Source organism: Protofrankia sp. Cj5 (genome assembly GCF_917627405.1).
Classification (GTDB): Bacteria; Actinomycetota; Actinomycetes; order Frankiales; family Frankiaceae; genus Protofrankia.
Genome location: NZ_CAKJTO010000018.1, coordinates 53,972 through 56,825, shown reverse-complemented (window position 1 = coordinate 56,825; position 2,854 = coordinate 53,972). Strand labels below are relative to the sequence as shown.

Here is a 2,854-nt window from a genome sequence, read left to right as displayed (position 1 = left end):
CCGCTCGGCAGGCCGGACGAAGCCCGCCTGCCCGCCTGCCCGCCTGCCCGCGGGACCCGGACCGTCGTGTCCCGCGGGCAGGCGAAGGGACGGAGCATGGCCGTGCCCTGCGCGCGGGACGTGCGTGTCAGCGCGCCCGGCACCAGGGGCGCGGCGTCCGTCGGGTGCCCCGGGGAGATGATCGGGGTGAGCTGGCCAGCAGTTGCTCTCAGCGGGCCGCGCGCAGGAAACGCCCCGGGCGGGTGCCGGTGAGCTCACCGAATTCCTGCACGATCGTCCCCGCGACCGCGGTCATCCGGTAACCCCCCGCGGGGCGGCGCAGCCGGGCAGCCCCGGTCGGCAGGTCCGAGACGAACACGTCCCGTTTCCATTCGAGCTCGTTGAGCGCGAACACGACGATGTCGCCGGCGGCGCCCTCGCGCAGGACGCCCCGATCGGCAAAGCCGAACAGGCCCGCGAGCTGTCCCGTCATCTTGTGCACGGCCTGTTCGAGGGTGAGGTCGTCGCGGTCGCGCACATGGCGGGTCAGGGTCAGGGTCGTGTCACCGATGGCGCACATCATCGCGAGGTGTGCGCCCGCGTCGCTGTTGGCGATGATGGAGGCGGGGTGCGAGAGAGTCTCCGCAACGCCGTCCGCGTCCGCGTTGGACACGCCGACACCGACGACACCCGGCGTGAGGTCATTGTCCAGCAGCCAGTCGGCGAGGACGTCGGACGGGTGGCCGGCATGGGCGATGACAAGGTCGGCCAGGGTCGAGCCCACCCACTTCTCGTTGTGCGGGCGGGTGACGGAGACGAACCGGATCCGGTCGGGGTGGCGGTGCGGGATCATCGTTCGAGGGACCTGGTCCCACTCCGCCCGCGCCTGTGCCCGCCACTGCGGGTCGGTCAGCATCCGCTGCTTGTCGCCGGGCGTGGCCTGCACCATCCGATGCCAGGTCTCCTGCAGGCCCATCCAGGACATCCCGCCGTTCCAGTTCACGTGGATGTCCAGCGTCCGGGGGCTTACCTGCGGGTAGGAGCGGATTCCGCCGGCCTGCAGCTCCGCGGCGAACGTGAGCATCTCCCGGGCCCAGTTGGGCTTGTCCGACGTGTGAAAGATACCGATCCAGGAGTGCATCAGGTCACGTGGCCGGCACAGATCGCCCATCCGCCGGACGTCCGCACGCATCTGACGGCCCGACTGGCCCGGGATGAACGTCATGAACCGGGACCGGTCGGCCAGGACGTCGATCAGCGCGGCGAACTCGGCGTCGTCGGCGATCCGGCTCGGCACCGGCCGGCCGGCGCGGTCCTCGTCGAATCCGAGCGATGTCGACATGCCGAACGCGCCGGCGTCGAGGGAGCCGGCCAGCAGGGCCGCGATCAGCGCTCGCTCGTCAGCGGTCGCGGCCCGATCCCACGCCTGCTCGCCCATGACGTACTGGCGCAGCATGTTGTGACCTACGAGCCCAGCGACGTTGAGGCCGTAGCCGCCGCGTTTCCCGGCCGCGTCCAGGTAGTCACCATAGGACTCCCAGTCCCAGGGCAGGGCGGTGTCGAGCACCTCGTGGGGAAGGTCCTCGATGTAGCAGAACAGGGCCGCGAGCCCGGCTCTGTCCGCGGGGCGGACCGGCGCCAGGGACAGCGAGCAGTTACCCACCAGCGCGGTTGTCACGCCGTGCTGAGGCATCGGGTCGCACATCGGGTCCCAGAACAGGGTGGGATCGAAGTGGGTGTGCACGTCGATGAAGCCGGGTGTCACGTAGGCGCCGGATGCGTCGATGACTCGCTCGCCGTCCGGCCGCAGTCCCACCCCGATCTCCGCGATGACGCCGTCGCGGACCCGGACGTCGCCGGGCCGGGCCGGGGATCCGGTGCCATCCACGACGCTGCCGCCGCGTACGAGCAAGTTGTCCATTGAGAGCCTCTCATTAGGTATAATGATTCTACTAAAATAGTCATTCTGTCAGAACAAGTCGAGGAAGGCGAGGGAGGGATCTTGGAGCGCAGAGTCGCGATCGTCACCGGTGGTACCCGTGGTATCGGTGCTGCGATCACAGAGGTTCTTGTCGGTGCGGGGGCGCATGTCGTGGCCATCTACGCTGGTAACCACGCTGGTGCGGAGGCGTTGCGCGAACGTCTGGTCGACCGGGGCGGTTCAGTCAGCATGCACGCCGGGGACGTCGGCGACCCGGACTTCTGCCGAAAGCTCGTCGCCGACGTGCTGGGTGAACACGGCCGCGTCGACCACCTCGTCAACAACGCGGGTCTCCTAGTCGAGAACAGTGCCTTCAGGATGACCGATGAGGACTGGGAGCGTGCCCTGCGGGTGAACCTGTCCGGCCCGTGGTATCTCGCCCGCGCTGTACTTGCGCCCATGGCGGAACGCCGTTTCGGGCGCATCGTGAACGTCGGGTCGGTGACCGCAGCTATGGGCAGTCCGGTCGAGATCGGCTATGGGGCGGCCAAGGCCGGCCTGCTGGGTATGACGCGCTCGCTCGCGCGGGCGGTCGCGCGTAAGGGCATCACCGTCAATCTCGTCGTGCCCGGTGTTTTCGAGACGGACATGACCAACTCGATGGCGCCGGCCGCGCAGGAGACGATTCGCGCGATGATCCCGTTGGGGCGGCGCGGTGATCCCGCTGAGCTCGCGCACGCCGTCCGCTTCCTGCTGGACGACAGAGCGGGCTACGTCACCGGGTCGGTGGTCACCGTCGACGGTGGCCTGAGCATGGGTGCCTAGGATTCCGAAAGGATCTCCAGAATGTCCCCGGCCCGAGACGGCGTTGTCGCGCCGCCGTCGAGCCGGCTCAGCTCCCGCGGCAGGGGGGCCGGTTGCCGCACGTCAAAGGTGGTGCCAGCGGGGCTTAGA

Annotated in this window: 2 protein-coding genes; one reads left to right on the top strand and one right to left on the bottom strand. The window is 69.1% G+C overall.

Features of this window, described 5'->3' with window-relative positions; all coding sequences use genetic code 11:
- Positions 1–208: 208 nt before the first annotated feature.
- Positions 209–1,900: an amidohydrolase family protein gene (locus tag MJ777_RS06440; protein ID WP_239309324.1), complete on the bottom strand. Its 1,692-nt coding sequence runs from the start codon at positions 1,898–1,900 to the stop codon at positions 209–211.
- A gap of 81 nt (positions 1,901–1,981) precedes the next feature.
- On the opposite strand from MJ777_RS06440, the gene MJ777_RS06435 reads away from it, so the two are divergent.
- Positions 1,982–2,725 carry a 3-oxoacyl-ACP reductase family protein gene (locus MJ777_RS06435; protein ID WP_239309325.1) on the top strand — a complete coding sequence of 248 codons (744 nt, stop codon included), beginning with the start codon at positions 1,982–1,984 and terminating at the stop codon, positions 2,723–2,725.
- The last annotated feature ends 129 nt before the right edge of the window (positions 2,726–2,854 follow it).